This is a genomic window from Parabacteroides sp. B2-S-102, assembly GCF_023656665.1.
GTDB classification, from domain to species: Bacteria; Bacteroidota; Bacteroidia; order Bacteroidales; family Tannerellaceae; genus Parabacteroides; species Parabacteroides distasonis.
The window spans coordinates 296841-317223 of record NZ_JAMOKM010000004.1 but is presented as its reverse complement, the minus strand read 5'-3'; the positions used below and the strand labels follow the sequence as shown (position 1 = coordinate 317223).

Genomic DNA, 20383 nt, shown 5'->3' with positions numbered 1-20383 from the left:
GAGTTATATCTCTTGATTAATTAAAGATGTAACGGATACCAACCTGCATTTTCCAGCATTCAGTATAGATACGGTTATAAGAATAAGTCTCAGTCGGATATTCACCATTGATCTTATACATGGAGAAAATTGGAGTCTTGTTATCATCCATGCCTTCATGTTTCAAGATACGGCAACCGTTGGAAGAAGATGCGTTCTTCATTACACCCCATTTCGAGTTGATCATATTACCGATATTCATGAAATCAAGGCTCAATTGGAAATGATGTTCGGTTTTACCTGCCTTGAATGAGAAATCTTCCGTGATACGAAGGTCGAAACGATGTACCCAAGGTGCACGTGCGGCATAAGCCTCAGCGTATTCTCCCTTGTGATTCTTTAAATAAGAATCTTGGTCTACGAAGTTCCAGAAAGCGGTTCTATCTGCTTCATTCTTGAATTTGATTTCACTGTCATCTTTCGGGATATACATCATATCATTATTGATACCGTCGCCATTCATATCATTCGTATAAGCGAAGCTATATCCGGAAGCGGAATAACCGGAATAGAACAGATTTAAGCTTGTTTTTCTGAGCAGACCTTTATGGCGGAAGGGTAGATTATAATTGATCGCTGCGATTACCTTGTCGGGCACTACATACCGTGAACGTTGTACGGTTGCGAAATTTGGTCCGTCTATCGTTAACATTCCCTGCCATGTAGATACAGGGTCGCTACCCGGAAGACCGGAAATTTCTTTGGATTCCGTGTGCGTATAAGCCAACATCATGTTCAAATCCTCTACGGGTTGAGCGTTAACCGTAACATTGGCGGTATAACCATGTCCTTTGGATGTGTTAGTTAATACAACCGCATTCTTACCGGATACATACGTATAATCAGATGGATAAATCAAACGGTTATCCGCTCCGTTAAAATGTTCCCAATTTGACGGGTCCTTGATGTTGATATTCTCAAGGGTTACGGCATTGATGTTCTTGTTATAGATGAACTCGCCGGTTACGGATAATGGGAAGGAAGTAGGGAGCTGATAATCTACAGCCAAGGAGGTTTTCCATATTTGTGGCATCTTGAAGTTGTCCTTTACGCCAGAGATCTTAGAACCGGCAACCGGATTCTCTATCGTGGTAGGAAGGCCGAATTTCTTGATCGCATCGTCTACATTCGTAATCATGCCGCCAGCCAATTGATCCAGACGGGAATCATGACTTACCGCAATTCCATTCTCATATTTTGTACCGAATACTACGGCATTTTGTACCATATTCGAGTTTGTCGGCATATTCGTAAAGAATACCAAGGGTAAACGTCCGGTAAATATACCTGTACCACCACGTACTTTTAAGGAATTATCCTTGAACACATCCCAAACGAAACCTACACGAGGGGATATTTGCATTCTAGACTTAGGCCATTTGCCGGTGTCGATATGTTTGCCTCCGAAATCAAGATCGTAGATTGCGTCGTTTCTTTGAAGATCACTATTGTCGAAAATTAAATCATCGAAACGTATGCCATAAGTTAACTTCACGTTCGGACGAATGTTCCACTCATCCTGTGCGTAGAATCCGATCTGGTTAAAAGTAACCTGAGCTTTCGGGTCGGAAACACCGTTGTAACCGTATGTCCATGCGAACGTTTCAGGAGCGGCACCGTTCAAGAAATCATCTAAGCTGCTGTAACGATAATATCCCGTACCGTTGCGCATATAAGCATTGCTAGCAAGTTGGTGCTCGAAACTGATACCAGCTGTGATCTTATGGTCGCCGGCAAAGTAAGTGAAGTTATCGATAACACTTGTGATCTTGTTCTTCACGCCGTTGTTGTAAGTAAATAATTCATATCCGGCACTCATATAAGGCTCCATGATTTGGTTACCTTCCGCATCTTTACCTGCCAAGATATCAATGAAGGGAAAAGGGGAAGAGTTGGTTCCGCGCATATCCTCGATATCCGTATAAGTGAAAAGTAACTGATTGGAAATCTTATCAGAGAAGCGACTGTTCAAATCAGCGGATACGGAAGACACTTTATTGTCTTGGGAATACATGCTGTTGGCAAAAGACATGGATTGGTAACCTACACGGCTTGTATTATACAGACGAGAGCCGGAACCACCATCCATAGAGTTAGCGTTGGGAGCGTTCCATGCGGTATTCTTTGTATAGTTGTACCGTACGCTCAATTTATGGCCATTCGTGATATTCCAGTCGATACGACCTAACAATTTCAAATTCTTTTCGTCTGCGGGGAAGTTCGTGGCTGATCCTGTATCATAACCATATTTATCTCTTAAGAAATCGGATACCTTTTGCATGTCGGAGAGTGTAGTGCGAGATATGTAGTTATTCTCGTCCGGTTGCTCTCCTTCGGTACGAGCTCTCCATTTGATCACTTGTTGCGGTTGTTTTTCCACCTCTACATTGGCGAAGAAGAATAATTTATTCTTGATGATCGGACCGCCGAACGTAGCTCCGTAAATCGTTTTGGATTCCTTAGCACGTGCGCCCAAGTCTTCTCCATCGATTGAGTTTCCTCGCATATTCTGGTTCTGGAAGTAAGTGTAAGCGGAACCTTTGAATGTGTTTGTACCGGATTTGGTGATAGCGTTGATACCGCCACCAATGAAGTTTGTCTGGCGGACATCGAACGGGGCGATTACCACTTGTACTTCCTCGATAGCGTCCATAGAGATCGGGTTACCGCCTCCGGGAAGATTATCCGAAAGGCCGAAGTTGTTATTAAAGTTCGCTCCATCTACCGTAAAGTTCGTGGAACGGCCATCGCCACCGGCAAAACTCATGTCGGAGGCATAAGGAGAAAGGCGTGCGATATCGGAGATACTACGGTTAATGGTGGGTAAAGAGGTGATCTGTGACGAGGAGATATTGGTTGTCGCACCCGTCTTTTCCGTATTGAACTTCGTTTTCGCCGCTGTGATTACGATCTCGTCCAAGGTCTCAGAAGATTCTTTCAACTTAACATTCAAGTTGTAGTTCTCTCCCAATTGCAGGGTAATGCCGGAATAAACGGCAGATTGATAACCAACGTAAGAGATCGTAACTTTGTATGGACCTCCTGTACGCATACCTTGTAAGGAAAAGCGTCCGTCAACGTTTGTGATCGTACCATAATTTGTCCCAGAAGGTTCGTGAACCGCCAAAACGGTCGCACCAATAACGGGTTCATCTTGAAACATAACTGTTCCACTCATACTGGCTGTTGTTACCTGTGCTTGTGTCGGGATGACAAACAAGAAACTCAGTACAGCTAAAAGGAATAGCGTCTGTAAATGTCTGCTCATAATTTAAAATAGTTAATGTAATAAAAACTTTCGCAAAGTTATGGGTTATTTTTTAATATCATTGTATGTTTCTTATTTAATACTTGTTTCATATTCATGAAGTTGCTGTGACGGGGCGGAATTGAGTAATGTCCTTATTCGGAGATGGATGGCTTGTATTGGCAAAACAAGAGGGTTCTTTATGAAATTTTTAATTTGATGATTCTTAACTAACATTCCCTGTTGGGCGGTGATTTAAAAGAATTATAGACGCTTTTCCTGCATATTGTTGGATTATGGATGTGATTGGTTGAAAATAATAATCTGGAGATCTGTGTGAGGAATGTTAATGCTATGAATATTATATATAGTTTGTGACAAAAAGAGATATCTAATCCCTATCTTTGCGGCGATATACAAAAATGTTATAATTATTTTAAATATAAATACTTCTTGTATGAGGAAAACTTATCTACTTTTAACGTTACTTTTGTTGTGCGTGGGAATATCCATACATGCTCAGGTGACGACGGCGAGTATGAGTGGTAAAGTCACGGATACATCATCGGAAGCGATGATCGGAGTGAATATCAAGGCTACGCATACGCCAACGGGTACCGAATACTACACGATTACCCAGCCGAATGGTTCTTATTCTTTTAACAACCTTCGTATCGGAGGCCCTTATGTGGTAGAGTTCTCTTATATTGGATACAATACGGAGAGCCGGACAGGAATAAACTTGGTTTTGGGTGAGGATCTGAAACTGAATGTAGTAATGCGGGAAGATACCCAAGCTCTCGACGAGGTAGTCGTGGTTGCGGATAAGAACCCCATTATTTCAGGAAGCCGTACAGGTGCGCAGGAAATCATCACTCGTGAGAAGATGGATAAGCTGCCTACGATTAACCGTTCTTTGGATGATTTCGTGAAATTAACCCCGATGAGTAGCGGTAAGAATTTTGGCGGTGTCTCTTACCGTTTTAATAATGTAACGGTGGACGGTGCCTCCTTTAATAACTCGTTTGGTCTGGCTTCTGCTCTTGGAGCTTCCGGTACGGAACCGATTTCTTTGGAGGCGCTCGAGCAGGTACAGGTGATGATCGCTCCTTTTGATGTTCGAAATGGAGGATTCACGGGTGCGGGTATTAACTCCGTAACGAAATCCGGTTCGAATGAGTTTCATGCTTCTGTATATATGTACACGAAGAGTCCGTCTATGATGGGATATCGTGTGAAGGATGAGACGATTGGTGTTTCAGAGTTCTCTAATCACCAATACGGTATCAGTTTATCCGGTCCGATCATTAAGAATAAGTTATTCTTCTTCATCAATGGTGAGATGGATCGTCAGGAGGAACCGATTTCTTATACGACCGCTAATTCTGCGGCGGATGCGACAGTCTTGCAGGGTTTATCTGATTTCTTAGGTGATGAGCTTGGGTATAATCCGGGTAAATTCGACGTGAATAAGACAAATACTCAAGCGGATCGAATCACGGCTCGTTTAGACTGGAATATCAACTCAAATAATGTGTTGAGCTTAAAATATTATTATTTGAAATCGTTTAATACGAATAACCCTTCTACTTCCGGTGCGCCGAATAACGGACGTGGACCGAATGCGTTCGCTATTCCGTTCTCTTCTTCTTTCTACCGGACGAATAATAACTTCAATATTTGGATGGCCGACTTGAATACGACCATTAATGACCGTATGTCTAATTATTTGAAGATCGGTTATTCCCGTTTGCGTGATTATCGCGATATGGATGGTGGTTACTTCCCGCAAGTGGATATCTTGGATGGTGATAACAATGCTTATACGACTTTCGGAACCGAGGCAAACTCCTATAATAACCAGTTGAACAGTGATATCTGGCAGATACAGGATAACTTCTTGATGAATTTTGGCAAACATCAGATTACGGTTGGAACGCAAAGTGACTATCGCGCCTTTAAGAATGGTTTCGCTCAAAACTATCCGGGTTCTTGGGTATTTAACTCTGTCGATGATTTTAAGTTCAACGTATTGGCTACAAAACAATACATGGCCGCTCATAACGGAAGTGTACAAGGATTTGATATCCGTGAGTTTAATCCGAAAGATTTTGGATTTGGTTCCAATGTGACAGGTATTACGAATTCTTCTTCTACGGGGTACCAGTACTATGCGCAAAGATATTCGATGACGGATGATTTTCCATTCGCCGAGATAAATGTATTCCAGTTAGGTTTGTATGCCCAAGATAAGTGGACGGTAAGTGATAAATTGAACTTGACGTTAGGTTTACGTATTGATGTTCCGTTCTTTATGACTGATTTGCAGTCGAATGATAAAGTCGCCGCCGAGACCTATCGGGATGGCATCAAGATCGATGTTTCTAAATATCCGAACGCCAAACCTCAGTTCTCTCCTCGATTCGGTTTTAACTACAAACCGTTTGACGATGAGAATGGAAGTTTGCAGATCCGTGGTGGTACGGGACTCTTCACGGGTACTCCTCCTTATGTATGGATCAGTAATCAAGCCGGCAACAATGGCGTTTTGTTTGGTGACTTGAATGTCCGGGCGGTAAAGGACAAGAATGACAATATCATTAGCGATGGCAGACCTTCGCTAGGTTTTACCGGAAATATGGATACTTATAAACCGGCTGAAGGTAGCGCTACCCGTTCGGATATAGCGATTACGGATCCGGACTTTAAATATCCGAGCTTATGGAAAAGTAATATCGCTGCCGATTATAAGTTTGGTGATGGCTGGGTAGCTACCATAGAGTTGCTGTACTCAAAAGACATTAACGCTATTTATCATGACAATATCGGATTGTATCGGACCGAGCAATTTGTAAATGACGGTGGAGCGGGTAACGCACGTCCATATTATAATGGCTATTATAGCGATAGGGAAGGAAATCAAAAGGCCGCGAATCATGTCGTGATGCTGCGTAATACCAGCAAAGGACATTCGCTTTATACGACCTTCCAGTTGCAGAAAAACTTTGTTGATGGAATCCTGAAGGGATTGTATTTGAATGGATCTTACTCTTTCGGGCAGTCTAGAGGTGTAACAGACGGAACATCGTCTGTGGCGACTTCCGCTTGGAAGTACCGTGCGGCCTTGGATGGAAATGCGGAAGAAGTAGGTTATACGGCAGGTTCTTTTGATGGTCGTTTGTTATTGTCCGCTTCTTATACGGCTAACTGGAGTAAATATGCGGCAACAAGTTTTGGTTTGATCTATCAGCGTTATCGTCCGTTCCGTTATTCTTATTGTTATAATGGTGACGCGAATGGCGATTCTCAGTTCTCCAATGACTTGATGTATATCCCTGCGAATTTTGACGAGGTAAAAGATCATTTGTTACCGGGCGATTTCGATAGCCAAGAAGATGCATGGAAAGCGATGAATGCCTTTATCGAGCAAGATCCTTATTTGAGCAAACATAGAGGTGAGTATGCCGAACGTAACGGTGCTGTCGCTCCATTTGCGAATCAATTGGATTTGAGCGTTTCTCATGATATAAAGATTTACCAGAAGAATGGTCGCTCACATACCTTGCGCTTTAGTTTCAATATCGCCAACTTCTTGAATTTGTTGAATCGTAACTGGGGTGTGGTACAAACAACCGTTTTGGGTAATCAGCAATATCAGTTCTTGACGATCCCGAAAGGACAAGGCCCGAGTGCGGCGAACAACTATACGTTGAAGTATACGATGGCGAAAGATTTGGATGAGACCTTCAAGGATAATTTGAACGATGTGTCTCGTTGGCAGATGCAATTCGGTATCAAGTATATCTTCTAAAAGAAAAATCTTTCATTAGATAAAATTTAATAATTAGAAGAGGTTCACTATCTTTGTGGACCTCTTTTTTAATTTAATGATATGTGGAATAATCGTATTGAGTTCTTACTCGTTAGTTTCTTTTGTATTTGTTCATTGGCTTTTACCGGTTGCCAAACGAAAAAACGATCGGATCGTTATGTCGTAGTTTTATCAATGGACGGTTTCCGCTCTGATTATCCCTCACGTGCTCATACTCCGACGTTGGATTCTTTGGCGAATGTAGGGGTTCGCTCCACGTTTCGCCCATGTTATCCCAGCGTGACTTTCCCGAATCATTATAGCATGGCTACCGGATTGCATCCGGATCACCATGGTTTGGTAAATAATTTCTTTTATGACGCGGAGCTTGATAGTTCATACCGGATGGGAAACCTGGATCCGCGATTTTATGGTGGAGAACCTATTTGGAATACGGCGGAACGCCAAGGGGTTCGTACCGCTTCCTTCTATTGGGTTGGTAGCGAGGTGCCTTTGGCGAGTGGCCAGCCTTCAATATGGAAGCCGTTTGATAAATCGGTTTCTTTTTCAGATCGTGCTGATTCCGTGATCTCTTGGCTGAAGTTGCCGGAAGATATACGTCCTCATTTGATTATGTGGTATATGGAAGAGCCGGATGCGATAGGTCATTCCGCTACCCCGGATTCCTCGGCAACCTTGGATGTGGTAGAGAACTTGGATAAAGTCTTGAATCATTTCTTCACGGAAGCCCGTAAGCTGGATATTTTCGATAAGATCGATTTTATCGTTCTCTCGGATCATGGAATGGCCACCTATTATCCCGAGAGATATGTGAACTTGAATGATTATCTACCCCGGGATAGTTTCGATTATGTCTTTGATGGCGTTCCTACATTATTATATCCGAAGAAAACCTATGTGGATACTGCCTATGCGATTTTACAGAAAGTGCCGAATATAACCGTATGGAAGAAAAACGAGATCCCTGAGAAATTGGTTTACGGAAAGAATCCTCGAGTTAGTGATCTGGTTGTTTCTCCACATATTGGAACGTATGTGCAATTCCGCGAGAAATCATCTCCCCGTTATGCGGCGACACATGGTTACGATAATTTTACACCGGAGATGGAGGCTATATTCTATGCGGCAGGTCCCTCGTTCAAGAAACACGTAGAGGTTCCGCAAATGGCGAACGTGAACCTCTATTTGATGATCGCACGCTTATTGAATATACAGCCCGCCCCGAATGATGGAGATAGCGCTGTCGTTCAGCGGTTATTTAAATGATAGGACTTCGCGCTACTTTCTAAATGGAGATTTACTGCACGGGCCTTGCAGTACTACTGTAAAGCCGGTTGCAGTAATTGATGCCTTATTGATGTTCGCATGTCATCTTACGCATGAAAGCGAGACTGCCTTTAGCTAGCTCATCTGCGTTGTATTTAGATGGACGCCAAAGAGATACGGCTTCCGCCATGCCGGGAACGGAATTGGAGAAATTCTCCAGAACTAAGTTTCCATTGAAATCGATTTCCTGTAGTCCCCGAAACAAATCATCCCAGCGTACGTTTCCTTCACCCAGCATTCCCCGGTTGCTTTCAGTCATGTGAATATGGCGAAGTCGGCTGCCTGCGGCGATAACCGGTTCATAGAAACTAGTCTCTTCTATATTCATATGGAAAGTATCCAGATGCAAAGATAAATTCGGAGCGTCTACGCGTTTGATAAAGCGCAAGACTTCCTCCGCGGAGGTACACATATAGCTTTCATAGCGATTGATCGGCTCTATACCGATCGTGATTCCGGATCGGCCGGCGTATTCGGCAACCTCCGCCCATACCTCACAAAGCGTATTCTCTTCTTCCCGTGTTCGCTGTTTGCCGGAGAAGACCCCGATGCCGGAATGTAAGACCCCTCCCAAGTAATCAACCTCCAGTTCGCTCGCTTTATCCAGCGCCGCCTTGATCAGGCGAGTCGCTTCCTTGGGATAAAAAGGAATATGCGCTTCTTGGGGAAGGTTGAGAGAACAAGTCGCCTTCAATCCGTGTTGTTTCAATTGTCGCTTTACGGTTGGAGCGTCGAACTCCATGGAAGGAGGCAATAAGATTTCCAGTAAATCAAAACCGGCGGCAGATGCTTGCTGGATGGCGAAAAGACCGCCTTCTGGTGTCCACATAGGTGGTATCCAAGAAAGGATGGAAGCTCCGAAAGTAGGATTCATAATCGTATTGTTTTTATTCGTTAGGGTTACAAAGTAAGTACTTTTTTGAAGATTTCATTGCGAAGAAAGTGAAATCCTTCGCAATGAAATATCATAAATGTCATTTAAAAATAAAAGTTGGTACCCGGACAGAAGATAGGGTGGCTGCTGGTGTTATCAATTTCAATCTTATTTTCTCTAGCGAGCCAACCGATAGCGGACCATAGATCCGCATCTGTTAGAGCGGATTTTGCTCTCAACGCCTCAAAACTCCAATGTTGGCCATCTGAAAGCAAATTCCAGATAGCTCCTGCATTTAATCCGATCGATCCTTTTGTCATGATAAAATCTGTTTTTATGTTTATGGTATATAGTGCTTATATTGTTATAACAGATAATATCCGGTAAAAGTATGTTGCGTTGAGATAAATAATCTAAAAAACAAAAATCTCTTGATGCGTTGAATTTTATTCCTTGAAGTCAGCGAATATGGATTCATCGTATACATTGTGTTCCTTTTTATCGTGGAATGGATACCATACTTGGGCGAAGAACGGATTTCCTTTAGCGATCTCGTCGTAATTCCAAGGGAGCGGTAAACATTCCGGGCACCAATGGCCTCCTAATAATACTAATGTGGGAGAGGCCTTAAAACGGTGACCGAATTGGCATTCCCAATCGAGTGGGGTCGATAAGTCTCCTTTTGTCATGGCCGGGGACAAGCATTTTCCTCCCCTGAATTCTGCGGCTTTACGCATATCCTCGATATCCCATTCCGACTTCGGCTTACTTTCATCATAACCATGATCCAGAAAGACGGGTGTTTCGGAGGGGCGTTTTGTCCGGATCTTATCCCAACCCGGGATTGCTTGCCAATCCTCATACGAGCCAAAATAGGCGGATATACGATCTTGGTGTCTGTTCTTGATCCAGTTACGGGTTCCCAGTCCCGGCTTTTTAGCGATGGCTCCCATACCCAGTTTTATGAAGATAGGAGGGACGATCTTTGCTAGGTGGAAATACCAAGGGACTTGGCTGGCCATCCATTTAAAATAATCGTCGCAAGTTTGGTTACTGCGGAAATGCAGATATCCTTCTAATAGATCTGAATCGGTATACCATTGTCCGTGGAAATTACGGGTAGCGAACCAGTTCGGTTCGAATATTTTCTCCGGGGCGGGACAGCCGATCGCTTTTAACAATTTACTCTCAAACTCATAATTCGTCAGGCGGAAAGATGGGCCGCTACTAATGTTATAGAAACGGTTCCAAAACTCATCCGGCACCTCTTCCTCGCATACATTCGCTAGTAAGCGACCGGAATCCTCGGCGGTAGCCCATTCCAGCACGCCGTCTAGCGGTACGTGGAATGTGATTGGGTCCGAACCCTTGAATAATAATTCGGGGCATAAGATACCGGTTTGGCGAAGGCACGCCCAATGTTTAATACCCGACTCCACGAAAATACGTTCGGCTATTGTCTTTGAGATGGCATAATGATCATAGACACTTATATTGATCGGATCTCCCGTACGTCCCCAATGAACCGGTGCGTTACGGTGGCCGGTTTGCGCCACGGAGCCGATATAGACTACCTTGATCTGATCTGCGTTCGGTTGCGCTTTTACGGCATCCACGATGTGTTGAGCGGCGGTCGTGTTTACTTTCAAGGTCTTTTTAGGGAAATAATCCGCCGCCGGCGAAACCATTCCACCTACGTGTAATACGTAGTCCGCCCCCGTTACTCCATTTAAGACATCTTGATAACTCGTCAAGTCTCCCCAAACGATACGGATCCCTTCCATAGCCTCATAGGTGGCCAACTTCTCTTTATTGATTTTGCTCGGACGAGCCAAGAGTGTTATATTAAAACGATCTAGCCGTTTGGACAACTCGACCAATCCGGCATGGCCCATCGTCCCGGTGGCTCCGGTCAGAAAGACGGTCTTTTTACTTTTCATGATATAATTTAAGTGTATAATAAAAATCTTAGGATACTATCGGGTAGCGAAGGTATATAAAAAAAAGCTCCCAACCAATAGGTTGAGAGCTTTTGTAGTGGATACGAGAATCGAACTCGTATTGCATGCGTGAGAGGCATGTGTCCTAACCGTTAGACGAATCCACCATTTAGATGTCATTGTTTTTGTTTGACGATGCAAAGGTAGATATATTTTTTAATTCTGCAATAGTTGGACTGAGTTTTTTTGAAGAAAAAGTGTGTTTTTTATCAAAATGCCAAGAAAACGGGGAGAATACCACTAAAAGGCGTTAAAAGTAGTTGCGATTTCATTGTTTTTTCATTGTCGGTACTGTTTATTTATTCTACCTTTGCCATCTGTAATTGAACAAAATAGTATTGAACATTACTAATACCAGTTTAATAAACAACTAATATTATGGCAGAACTTAAAGAAAAACTTTTCTCAGAATTCGCACCTGTGTCTACTGAAGAGTGGATGGCGAAGATAACGGCCGACCTGAAAGGGGTACCGTTTGAGAAAAAGCTTGTTTGGAAGACAGGCGAAGGATTTAATGTAAATCCTTTCTATCGTGCAGAAGACATCGAGGGTTTAAAGACTACAGAGTCTCTTCCCGGTGAATTCCCTTATGTTCGTGGAACGAAGAAAGACAACGATTGGAAGGTACGCCAGAACATTGAAGTTTGCTGCTTCAAGGGTGCTAACGAGAAAGCACTAGACCTTTTGACGAAAGGTGTTACTTCTCTTGGGTTCATCATCAAAGGTGATGAGGTGAACGAGGAGAACATAGCTACTTTATTAGAGGGTATTTGTCCGGCTTCCGTAGAATTGAACTTCAACACTTGCAACTGCAAAGCGGAGAAGTTGATCGGTATCTTGGCTGACTACTTCAAAGGCAAGGGTGTCGACGCAGAGAAGTGCTACGGTTCTGTAAACTATGACGCTTTCAAGAAACCTTTAGTAAAAGGTAAAGAAAACAGTGAGTGGGTAGAAGGTGCCGCAGCTGTGCTCAAAGCTGGACAGGCTTTGCCTAACTACCGTGTATTGGCTGTAAATGCGTTCCTTTTCAACAATGCTGGCGCTTACATTTCTCAGGAATTAGGTTACGCCTTGGCTTGGGGTAACGAATTGATGGCAAAACTAACCGAGGCTGGTTTCACCGCTGACGAGGTTGCCAAGAAGATCAAATTCAATTTTGGTATCAGCTCTAACTACTTCATGGAAATCGCTAAGTTCCGTGCGGCTCGTTGGTTGTGGGCCGAGATCGTAGCCGCTTATAAGCCGGCCTGCGAATGCGCTTGCAAGATGGTTGCTCACGCACAGACTTCAGAGTGGAACATGACGGTTTACGATGCTCACGTAAACTTGCTTCGTTCTCAAACTGAGGCTATGTCTGCCGCTCTTGCTGGCGTAGACTCTATCACGGTTCGCCCGTTTGATAAGATTTACCAGACTCCGGACGATTTCTCCGAGCGTATCGCACGTAACCAACAATTATTATTGAAGGAAGAGTGCCACTTGGATAAGGTCGTTGACCCGTCTGCCGGTTCTTATTATGTAGAGGTATTGACGAATTCCTTGGCCGATGTCGCTTGGAAGTTGTTCTTGGAGGTTGAGGAAAAAGGAGGATTCTCCGTTGCCGTGAACGCAGGTGAGATCCAAAATGCCGTTAACGCTTCGAATGTAGCTCGTAAGAAAGCGGTTGCTACCCGTCGTGAGATCCTGTTGGGTTCTAACCAGTATCCTAACTTCACGGAAGTAGCTGCCGATAAGATTCAGGAAAAAGGTTCTTGCTGTTGTGGCGGTGGTCATTGCGGCGAGGCAACGATCCCGGCTCTTGATTTCTCTCGCGGCGCTTCCGAATTCGAGGCTTTGCGTATGGCGACAGAGAAGAGTGGCAAGACTCCGAAGGTATTCATGTTGACGATCGGTAACTTGGCGATGCGTTTGGCTCGTTCACAGTTCTCCGCTAACTTCTTCGCTTGTGCCGGATATAAGATAATTGATAACTTAGGCTTCGATACGGTTGAGGCTGGTGTTGAGGCTGCAGTCAAGGCGGGTGCTGAGATAGTGGTTCTTTGCTCTAGTGATGACGAGTATGCTGAATTCGCTCCTGCTGCTTACAAGGCTTTGGCCGGACGTGCCGAATTCGTTGTAGCCGGAGCTCCTGCTTGCGCGGACGACTTGAAGGCTCAAGGTATCGACCAGTTCGTAAATGTAAAGAGCAATGTGCTTGAGACATTGAAAGCATTCAACGCTAAATTAGGAATCGCTTAAGTATAAACAATTATGAGACCAAATTTTAAAAACATAGATATAAAGAATGCCGGATTCGCAGCTACAAACGCTGCCGAATGGGCAAAAGCCAATGGTATCGAGCCCAATTGGAAAACACCCGAGCATATCGAGGTGAAACCTGTATATACAAAAGAAGACTTGGAGGGTATGGAGCACTTGAACTATGCTTCCGGTCTGCCTCCTTATCTACGTGGCCCGTACAGCGGTATGTACGCTATGCGTCCTTGGACAATCCGTCAGTACGCGGGTTTCTCTACCGCTGAGGAGTCTAACGCTTTCTATCGCCGTAACTTGGCTTCCGGTCAGAAAGGTTTGTCCGTTGCGTTCGACCTTCCGACTCACCGTGGTTACGATGCCGACAACGAACGTGTGGTTGGTGATGTAGGTAAAGCGGGTGTATCTATCTGTTCCTTGGAGAACATGAAAGTGTTGTTCGATGGTATTCCTTTGAACAAGATGTCTGTTTCCATGACCATGAATGGTGGTGTGCTTCCGGTATTGGCATTCTATATCAACGCAGGTTTGGAGCAAGGTGCTAAGTTGGAGGAAATGGCCGGTACGATCCAGAACGATATATTGAAAGAGTTCATGGTACGTAATACCTATATTTACCCGCCTGAGTTCTCCATGAAGATTATCGCTGATATCTTCGAGTATACCTCTCAGAAGATGCCGAAGTTCAACTCTATCTCTATCTCCGGTTATCATATGCAGGAGGCTGGTGCTACGGCTGATATCGAGATGGCTTATACGTTGTGCGACGGTATGGAATATCTTCGTGCCGGTATCAACGCCGGTATCGATGTGGATGCGTTCGCTCCCCGTTTGTCATTCTTCTGGGCTATCGGTGTAAATCACTTCATGGAGATCGCCAAGATGCGTGCGGCTCGTATGTTGTGGGCGAAGATCGTGAAGAGCTTCGGCGCTAAGAACCCGAAATCATTGGCATTGCGTACACATAGCCAGACTTCCGGTTGGTCATTGACCGAGCAAGATCCGTTCAATAACGTAGGACGTACTTGTATCGAGGCTATGGCCGCTACATTAGGACATACACAATCTTTGCATACGAACGCATTGGATGAGGCGATCGCTTTGCCGACCGATTTCTCCGCTCGTATCGCTCGTAATACACAGATTTACATTCAGGAAGAGACTAAGATCTGTAAGGAAATCGACCCGTGGGCTGGTTCTTACTATGTAGAGTCTTTGACGAATGAATTGGTACATAAAGGTTGGGCGTTGATCCAAGAGATCGAGAGCATGGGTGGTATGGCGAAAGCCATCGAGACAGGTCTTCCTAAGATGCGTATCGAGGAAGCGGCCGCTCGTACACAGGCTCGTATCGACTCAGGTGTTCAGACCATCGTTGGTGTTAACAAATATCGTTTGCCGAAGGAAGATCCGATCGATATCCTTGAGATTGATAATACAGCCGTACGTAACGAGCAGATCGCCGCTTTGAAGGAGTTGCGTGCTAACCGTGACGAAGCCGCTGTTCAAAAAGCTTTGGCTGATATCACGGAGTGCGTGAAGACGAAGAAGGGCAATTTATTAGAGTTGGCTGTTAAGGCTGCCGGCTTGCGTGCGTCATTGGGAGAGATCTCCGATGCTTGCGAGGTGGTTGTAGGTCGTTATAAAGCAATCATTAGAACTATTTCAGGCGTGTATTCATCAGAAACTAAGAAAGACGCAGACTTCCAGAAAGCTTGCGAGCTTTGCGAGCAATTCGCTAAGAAAGAGGGCCGTCAGCCTCGTATCATGATCGCTAAGATGGGTCAGGACGGACATGACCGTGGCGCTAAGGTTGTTGCTACCGGTTATGCTGACTGTGGGTTCGACGTAGATATGGGACCGTTGTTCCAGACTCCGGCCGAGGCTGCCCGTCAAGCTGTAGAGAACGATGTTCACGTAATGGGCGTTTCTTCTTTGGCCGCTGGTCATAAGACGTTGGTTCCGCAGGTTATCGAGGAGTTGAAGAAATTAGGTCGTGAGGATATCATCGTTATCGCTGGTGGTGTAATCCCGGCTCAAGACTATGACTTCTTGTATAAGGCTGGCGTTGCCGCTATCTTTGGCCCGGGTACTTCCGTATCGAAGGCAGCTTGCCAGATCCTAGAGATCTTGTTAGGCGAATAAATAGCATTTAAACCTTACGGTTTTTTAATAAAGAGAGGCTGGACAATTGATTTTGTCCGGCCTTTTTTAGTATTGTATACGGGTTTATGTACTTTTGTAGCGATTATTCAATTAAAAAGGGAAAGAATCATGGGAATCGTTATAGGTATAGACGTGGGAGGTAGCACGACCAAGATCGTCGGTGTGGAGGATAAGAAGATCAAGAACCCGATGTTCGTGAAAGCTACCGATCCGGTAACCTCTTTATTCGGGGCCTTCGGTAAATATATTTATGATAATAACATCTCACTCTCGAATATAGAGAAAGTGATCTTGACGGGTGTAGGTAGCGCCTATATCGATCAACCTTTATATGGCTTACCAACCGCGAAGACGGATGAGTTCCTCGCAAATGGGCTAGGGGCGCAGTATAATACGGGACTGGATAGCCTGTTGGTGGTCAGCATGGGAACGGGTACCTCTTTTGTCAAGGTACAAGGCTCCACGGTCGAGCATATCGGGGGATTGGGTATCGGTGGCGGAACCATCCTCGGCTTGTCTAAGCTATTATTGAAAACGCATGACTTTCACCAAATAGCGTCTTTGGCTGAGCATGGTTCCCTGAATGATATCGACTTGCATATCCGGGATATTACGCCGCATCCGCTACCCGGCCTGCCGCTAGACGTGACAGCCTCTATTTTTGGAAAAGCGGATGCGAACGCTAAGGTTGAGGATATCGCTCTCGGTATCGTTCATATGGTCTTGCAGACTATCGGGCAAGGAGCTGTTTTCGCCTCGTTAAATGGCGATATCAAGAATATCGTGTTGATCGGTAACCTGACTCGCTTGCCGCAATGCCCGGATATTTTCCCCTGTCTGGAGGAGATGTGCGATGTCCATTTCAAGATACCGGAGTATGCCGAGTATCGCACGGCTATCGGGGCGGCTTTATGTTATATCAGGAACCGGGAATATAGGGATATTTTTTGTGGAAAGTGTTAGGCTACATCAAAACTTTATGTATCTTTGCTACATGCTTTGTTCCCTTTCGGCAATCGCCGGATAGGGATTAAAAGGGAATCGGGTGAGAATCCCGGACAGTCCCGCTGCTGTAAGCTTCATAAACGGGTTGAGCAATACTGTTGCCACTGTTCACTCAAGTGAATGGGAAGGCGCTTAAGACCGGAAGTAAGTCAGAAGACCTGCAAGGCGTGTATATTTTCGACGGCTTCGAGGAAAGGCCGGAAGAGAACGCAAGAACCGTATCCGGTTTTTACTATTCTTTATCCAAGGTTTTCTTATCAAGTCGTCTCATGGTTTCGGATAATTATTTTGCCATAATAATTAGGGAAAGAAGCATGAATCTGACCGACGGGATGAGCTCCGTATGTAAGATGCATGCTTTCTTTGAGTTTAAAGGACTGGGGTATTCCGTGAACACTCTATAGAGAATATTTGTTTATTATTAGAAAAGTGCGTTTATTTGCAACGAGTAATTAACAAAAGAAGTATGAATATGAAGAAAATCGTGGGATTTCTTATGGTTGCCTTGTTAGCGTTGATGGCGCTTCCGGCGAACGCTCAGCTTAAATTCGGTATCAAGGGAGGTGTGAATATATCGTCTGTCCATTTCAACTCGGACGTGTTGAAAGCGGATAACGTAACCGGCTTCCAAGTGGGGCCGATGATCGAGACGACTTTGCCGTTGGTGGGTGTCGGGATCGATGCGGCCGTGTTGTATTCGCAAAAAGGTTTGGAGACGACTTCGGTTGGCGGGGTTAAGACTTCGATGAAGACGGATTATATCGATGTTCCGGTCAACTTGAAATGGAAATTCGGCTTACCGATCGTCAAAGCGTATCTGGCAGCCGGTCCGTATATCGGTTTCCGTGTAGGCGGTGATAAATTTTGGGATATCCCGGGTTCCGTAGCGGATCAGGTGAAGGCGAAGAATTTCAGCGCAGGCCTTAACTTCGGTGCCGGCGTGGAGTTGATCAGCCACTTGCAGGTGGGTTTCAATTATGGTCTGGGACTGACTGATAACTATAGCATTGAGAAGGTGAACCTCTCCGACGGTGCCGGAAAGAATCGTGGATGGTCTATCACGGCAGCGATCTTGTTCTAAATAGGTGAAAATAAAATGAGAGAGGCTGGGCTTTAGAAGTCCGGCCTTTTTTGTTATTTTTGGGCTCGTAATGAAACACCTGTTTGAATGAAATATGCGGACGTCATACTTCCCCTTCCTTTGGAGAATAGCTATACCTATCGGATACCCGAAGATCTGGAAAGAGCCGTGACTCCCGGTTGCCGGGTGATCGTGCATTTCGGGAAGAAACGATATTATACGGCCATCGTCATGGAGGTACACGACCGGGAACCGGTATCCGATTTTGAGACGAAGGAGATCTACGCTTTGCTGGATGCCACTCCGGTGCTCCGCCGTCCGCAACTCCGTTTCTGGAAATGGATATCTTCTTATTATATATGTAAGCTGGGCGACGTGTATAAGGCGGCCTTGCCTTCCGGCTTAAAGTTGGAAAGCGAGACGGCGGTTACTTATAATGAGGATTTCGAGGCTACCGCCCCCTTGCGCCCGAACGAGCAAGCGGTACTGGATGCCTTTAGCGGGGTTTTGAAATTGACGATCTCGGAGTTGGAGAAGAAGACCGGTCTCCGAAATGTTGTCCCGATCGTCTCTTCCTTGATGGTGAAAGGGGCGGTTGAGGTGAGCGAGGAGCTAAAGCGAGGATTCGTTCCCAAGACACAGGCGTTTATCCGTTTGGCCGAAGCTTACTGGGATGAGACGAAATTGCAGGCGGTGTTCGAAGAATTGAAAAGGGCGAAGAAACAAGAGCTTCTGTTGGTCAGCTTCTTGGATTTAAGCCATACCTTGAATCCCGCTTTATCGAAGGAGCTTTCCAAGAAAGAGCTATTGGAACGCAGTGGTTATACCTCTGCGGTATTGGAGGGTCTGCTGAAACGGGGTATCTTGGAGAGTTACGAGAAAGAGGTGGGTCGTTTACAAGTATCCGTCTGCCGCTTGCAAGAGCCGAATCCGCTCAGTCCGGCGCAAGAGAAAGCCTACGGAGAGATCCATGAGGCTTTCAAGACGAAGGAGGTTTGCTTGCTTCATGGCGTGACTTCCAGTGGTAAGACCGAGATATACGTCCGTTTGATCCATGAGGTCTTGCGGCTGGGGCGGCAGGTTTTATATATGTTGCCGGAGATCGCTATCACGACCCAGATCACGGAACGGCTGGCGAAATTATTCGGGGATAAGCTATTGGTCTACCACTCTAAGTTCTCGGACAACGAGCGGGTGGAGGTCTGGAACAAGCTGCTGCATAGCGACGAGCCTATGCTGGTATTGGGGGTCCGTTCTTCCCTCTTCCTTCCGTTTAAGGACTTGGGCTTGATTATCGTGGACGAGGAGCATGAGAATACGTATAAGCAGCAAGACCCGACACCCCGTTACCATGCCCGTAACGCTGCCATCGTCTTGGCGGGTATGCACGGCGGTAAGACCTTATTGGGTTCCGCCACCCCTTCCATCGACTCTTATTTCAACGCTACGGCGGGGAAATACGGTCTGGTCGAGCTATCCACCCGCTACGGTGATTGCTTGATGCCGGAGATTATTACGGTGGACGTGAAGGAGCTAAAGCGCAAGAAGATTATGAAAGATACCCTTTTCTCCCCCCTGTTGGTGGAGAAGGTGCGGGAGGCTTTATCCCGGGGTGAGCAAGCGATCTTGTTCCAGAACCGCCGGGGATTCGCCCCGATGATCGAGTGTCGGGGGTGCGGGTGGGTGCCTCATTGCGTGAATTGCGACGTTAGCCTTACCTACCACAAGGCGCATAATCAGCTGGTTTGCCATTATTGCGGTTATACCTACCGCTTGCCGCAGGTATGTCCAGAGTGTAAGGGGACGGAGTTCAAGATGCAAGGCTTCGGTACGGAGAAGGTAGAGGAGGAGATCGCTGGGCAATTCCCAGCGGCGAAGGTGGAGCGGCTGGATTTCGATACGGCCCGTACCCGCACGGCTTACGAGCGGATCATCTCGGATTTCGAGAAGGGGAAGACACAAATCTTGATTGGTACCCAGATGTTGTCGAAGGGATTGGATTTCGGGAATGTCAGCGTGGTCGGAATCTTGAGCGCCGATAGCCTGATGAATTTCCCAGACTTCCGGGCGCACGAGCGGGCTTATCAATTGATGGTACAGGTTAGCGGACGTGCCGGACGACGGGATAAGCGGGGTACGGTGATCTTGCAGACTACTCAGCCGGAGCATCCTTTGATCCGTATGGTGCAGCATTTTGCTTATAAGGAAATGGTGAGCTTGCAATTGAGCGAGCGTAGTATGTTCCGTTACCCGCCTTACTACCGTTTGATCGTCTTGATCCTTCGGAGTCGGAATGAGGAGGCTTTGCAGGAAATGTCTGCTTTATACGCCGAGAAACTTCGTGCTCGTTTGGGTGAGCGGGTGTTGGGGCCGGTTACGCCGCCTATCACCCGGGTACAGACGCTTCATATCAAGAAGATCGTCTTGAAGATCGAGATATCCGCCGGGATCGCTCCGCTTCGTGAGATATTGGAGGGTATTCATACTGAGATGCAAGGATATGTACCGTTTAAGCAGTTGCTGGTTCATTATGATGTGGACCCGGCTTGAGAATTGAAAA

The 20383-nt window shown here is 45.6% G+C and carries 11 protein-coding genes, 1 tRNA gene and 1 riboswitch; of the genes, 7 read left to right on the top strand and 5 right to left on the bottom strand.

Translation table 11 applies throughout. The annotated features are described in order from the left end of the window. Nucleotides 1-16: 16 nt before the first annotated feature. Nucleotides 17-3307 (bottom strand): TonB-dependent receptor, encoded by a 3291-nt coding sequence (locus tag NBH07_RS08185; RefSeq protein ID WP_156682530.1) that lies wholly within the window; start codon nucleotides 3305-3307, stop codon nucleotides 17-19. Nucleotides 3308-3743: 436 nt separating this feature from the next. On the opposite strand from NBH07_RS08185, the gene NBH07_RS08180 reads away from it, so the two are divergent. Continuing rightward, a complete protein-coding gene (locus NBH07_RS08180; RefSeq protein ID WP_005854114.1) occupies nucleotides 3744-7097 on the top strand; it encodes a TonB-dependent receptor in 3354 nt (1117 codons plus the stop codon). A gap of 81 nt (nucleotides 7098-7178) precedes the next feature. Then, nucleotides 7179-8384 (top strand): alkaline phosphatase family protein, encoded by a 1206-nt coding sequence (locus tag NBH07_RS08175; protein WP_009018003.1) that lies wholly within the window; start codon nucleotides 7179-7181, stop codon nucleotides 8382-8384. Nucleotides 8385-8469: 85 nt separating this feature from the next. Here the strand turns inward: NBH07_RS08175 and NBH07_RS08170 are convergent, their stop codons facing one another. From NBH07_RS08170 to NBH07_RS08155, 4 genes are all read right to left on the bottom strand, one after another. Next, nucleotides 8470-9318, bottom strand: coding sequence for a sugar phosphate isomerase/epimerase family protein (locus NBH07_RS08170; RefSeq protein ID WP_005854118.1), 849 nt, complete (start codon nucleotides 9316-9318; stop codon nucleotides 8470-8472). 104 nt (nucleotides 9319-9422) lie between these two features. After that, entirely contained in the window at nucleotides 9423-9638 is a 216-nt protein-coding gene (locus NBH07_RS08165) for a winged helix-turn-helix domain-containing protein (RefSeq protein ID WP_005854120.1), read from the bottom strand. Between the two features lie 126 nt (nucleotides 9639-9764). Next, nucleotides 9765-11258 carry an NAD-dependent epimerase/dehydratase family protein gene (locus NBH07_RS08160; RefSeq protein WP_009018004.1) on the bottom strand — a complete coding sequence of 498 codons (1494 nt, stop codon included), beginning with the start codon at nucleotides 11256-11258 and terminating at the stop codon, nucleotides 9765-9767. Between the two features lie 95 nt (nucleotides 11259-11353). Next, nucleotides 11354-11425, bottom strand: a tRNA-Glu gene (locus NBH07_RS08155). A gap of 271 nt (nucleotides 11426-11696) precedes the next feature. On the opposite strand from NBH07_RS08155, the gene mutA reads away from it, so the two are divergent. From mutA to priA, 5 genes are all read left to right on the top strand, one after another. Next, a complete protein-coding gene (gene mutA / locus NBH07_RS08150) occupies nucleotides 11697-13556 on the top strand; it encodes a methylmalonyl-CoA mutase small subunit (RefSeq protein WP_009018005.1) in 1860 nt (619 codons plus the stop codon). Nucleotides 13557-13568: 12 nt separating this feature from the next. Beyond that, nucleotides 13569-15716 (top strand): methylmalonyl-CoA mutase, encoded by a 2148-nt coding sequence (gene scpA / locus NBH07_RS08145; protein ID WP_005854126.1) that lies wholly within the window; start codon nucleotides 13569-13571, stop codon nucleotides 15714-15716. 129 nt (nucleotides 15717-15845) lie between these two features. Then, nucleotides 15846-16700 (top strand): type II pantothenate kinase, encoded by an 855-nt coding sequence (coaW, locus tag NBH07_RS08140; protein ID WP_156682529.1) that lies wholly within the window; start codon nucleotides 15846-15848, stop codon nucleotides 16698-16700. Between the two features lie 19 nt (nucleotides 16701-16719). Further along, nucleotides 16720-16922, top strand: a riboswitch (cobalamin riboswitch). A 292-nt stretch (nucleotides 16923-17214) separates the two neighbouring features. After that, a complete protein-coding gene (locus NBH07_RS08135) occupies nucleotides 17215-17823 on the top strand; it encodes a porin family protein (RefSeq protein WP_005854130.1) in 609 nt (202 codons plus the stop codon). 87 nt (nucleotides 17824-17910) lie between these two features. After that, complete coding sequence (gene priA, locus NBH07_RS08130; RefSeq protein ID WP_009018007.1) at nucleotides 17911-20373, top strand: replication restart helicase PriA; 2463 nt, start codon at nucleotides 17911-17913, stop codon at nucleotides 20371-20373. The last annotated feature ends 10 nt before the right edge of the window (nucleotides 20374-20383 follow it).

What these genes read in the sequence shown, in the direction of transcription:
- NBH07_RS08185 (WP_156682530.1), bottom strand. Translation starts at nt 3,307, where the DNA reads ATGAGCAGACATTTACAGACGCTATTCCTTTTAGCTGTACTGAGTTTC.
- NBH07_RS08180 (WP_005854114.1), top strand. Translation starts at nt 3,744, where the DNA reads ATGAGGAAAACTTATCTACTTTTAACGTTACTTTTGTTGTGCGTGGGA.
- NBH07_RS08175 (WP_009018003.1), top strand. Translation starts at nt 7,179, where the DNA reads ATGTGGAATAATCGTATTGAGTTCTTACTCGTTAGTTTCTTTTGTATT.
- NBH07_RS08170 (WP_005854118.1), bottom strand. Translation starts at nt 9,318, where the DNA reads ATGAATCCTACTTTCGGAGCTTCCATCCTTTCTTGGATACCACCTATG.
- NBH07_RS08165 (WP_005854120.1), bottom strand. Translation starts at nt 9,638, where the DNA reads ATGACAAAAGGATCGATCGGATTAAATGCAGGAGCTATCTGGAATTTG.
- NBH07_RS08160 (WP_009018004.1), bottom strand. Translation starts at nt 11,258, where the DNA reads ATGAAAAGTAAAAAGACCGTCTTTCTGACCGGAGCCACCGGGACGATG.
- mutA (WP_009018005.1), top strand. Translation starts at nt 11,697, where the DNA reads ATGGCAGAACTTAAAGAAAAACTTTTCTCAGAATTCGCACCTGTGTCT.
- scpA (WP_005854126.1), top strand. Translation starts at nt 13,569, where the DNA reads ATGAGACCAAATTTTAAAAACATAGATATAAAGAATGCCGGATTCGCA.
- coaW (WP_156682529.1), top strand. Translation starts at nt 15,846, where the DNA reads ATGGGAATCGTTATAGGTATAGACGTGGGAGGTAGCACGACCAAGATC.
- NBH07_RS08135 (WP_005854130.1), top strand. Translation starts at nt 17,215, where the DNA reads ATGAAGAAAATCGTGGGATTTCTTATGGTTGCCTTGTTAGCGTTGATG.
- priA (WP_009018007.1), top strand. Translation starts at nt 17,911, where the DNA reads ATGAAATATGCGGACGTCATACTTCCCCTTCCTTTGGAGAATAGCTAT.